This is a genomic window from Actinomadura sp. 7K534, from assembly GCF_004348575.1.
Lineage (GTDB): Bacteria > Actinomycetota > Actinomycetes > Streptosporangiales > Streptosporangiaceae > Spirillospora > Spirillospora livida.
Genome location: NZ_SMKB01000468.1, coordinates 1 through 1598, shown reverse-complemented (window position 1 = coordinate 1598; position 1598 = coordinate 1). Strand labels below are relative to the sequence as shown.

The window sequence follows — 1598 nt, the reverse complement described above, 5'->3', positions numbered from 1 at the left end:
GCCGCGAACACCCCCGCCAGCGCCCCCAGCCACCACGTCGTGCGCCGCCGCCACAGGACGGCCGCCACCGCCGCGAGCAGCAGGAACGCGAACAGCGTGTCCGACATGAGCATGTGCTCCAGCGCGACCTGGTGCGCGGGAAGCAGCACGGGGACCGTCAGCGCCGCCCCCAGCACCCCCGCCGCCCAGGGACTTACGACGTCCCGAGCGGCCCGCCACACCAGTACGTACACGAGCACACCGGTCAGCAGCCCGATGGCATGCTGCACGGACACCACGACCGTCAGGCTGTGGAACGGCTTCAGGAGCCACAGCAGCAGCGAGTACCCGGCCGGGCGCGTCTCCCCGGGCCGCGCCTCGATCGCCGACTCCAGGTACTCCGGCGAGTCGCCGAACCACATCGGCGCGGGGTACCCCAGCACCGCGGCGATCCGGACGAGGACAGCCGGTACCAGCACGCACACGAACGGCAGGTGAACGAGCACAGGTCGGGCACGCACCAGCAAAGACTACCCAGGGTGTCGGTCATCATCCGGTCGGACGATCACGAGTCGGAGACAATGCCGAGGACCGGATCCGGACACCGATAGCATCGAATCGCTCTCCACAAGGAAAGGATCTCCATGGCGAACTTCACGCTCGACGACGTTCGGCAACGGACGTACAAGGCGCGTGATGCCTGGTGGACGGTTCTGCTGGTCGATCCGCTCGCCTCCAGGCTGGTCAAGTTCACGGCCAACCGGACGCGGGTGACGCCGAACCAGCTCACTGTGGGAGCCCTTATACTCGGCCTCGCCGCCGGGGCCTGCTTCGCCGTCGCGTCCTGGCCCTGGCTGCTCGCCGGCGCGCTGCTGTACCACCTGTCGTTCACCCTCGACTGCATGGACGGCAAGATCGCCCGTCTGAAGGGCACCGGCTCGGTCTTCGGCGCCTGGCTCGACTACATCTTCGACCGCGTCCGCGTCCTGGCCTGCGCGATCGCCCTGATGGGCGGCCAGTACGCCGCCACCGGCAACGTCGCCTACATCTGGACGGCCCTGGCGGTCGTGTTCCTCGACATGCTCCGCTACATGGACGCGCTGGAGATCTACAAGGTCCGCACCCAGATGCGGAACACCCTCACCGCGGCCCGCCGCGAGGCCCACGACCTGGAGCAGGCCGCCCAGCGCGCCAACGGCACCCTCCCCGCCGACGACGACCTGATCTCCGCGGAAGAGGCCATCGGCGACGACCCGGACGCCGACCTGGAGAACCGCGTCATCGGCGACGACCCGAACGTCGCGCTCCAGCAGGGCTTCAACAAGCGCTTCCCCTGGTACGCCCGCATCCGCAACGTCCTGATGGCGGGCCGCATCCGCCCCCACCTGATCAGCGGCATCGAATTCCAGATGGGCGTCTTCATCGTCGCCCCCATGGCCGCCGCGGTCATCTCCGGCGCGATCATCCCGGTAGTCGCCGTCAGCGGCGCCGGCCTCCTGGCCTTCGAGCTGGTCATCATCTACAAGTTCTGGCTCTCCAGCCGCGACTACAGCCGCAACCTGGCCAACCTGAACGCCAAGATCGCCGACTACCGCACCCAACTCCCCACCCCCCACCCC

The 1598-nt window shown here is 68.7% G+C and carries 1 protein-coding gene and 1 pseudogene; one reads left to right on the top strand and one right to left on the bottom strand.

Features of this window, described 5'->3' with window-relative positions:
• Positions 1 to 500: pseudogene (locus E1266_RS37155) on the bottom strand (hypothetical protein); the annotation flags it as partial.
• Positions 501 to 623: 123 nt separating this feature from the next.
• Here E1266_RS37155 and E1266_RS37150 point away from each other — a divergent pair.
• Positions 624 to 1598 (top strand): CDP-alcohol phosphatidyltransferase family protein (locus E1266_RS37150; RefSeq protein WP_132055254.1); only part of this gene is annotated, 975 nt, incomplete at its 3' end.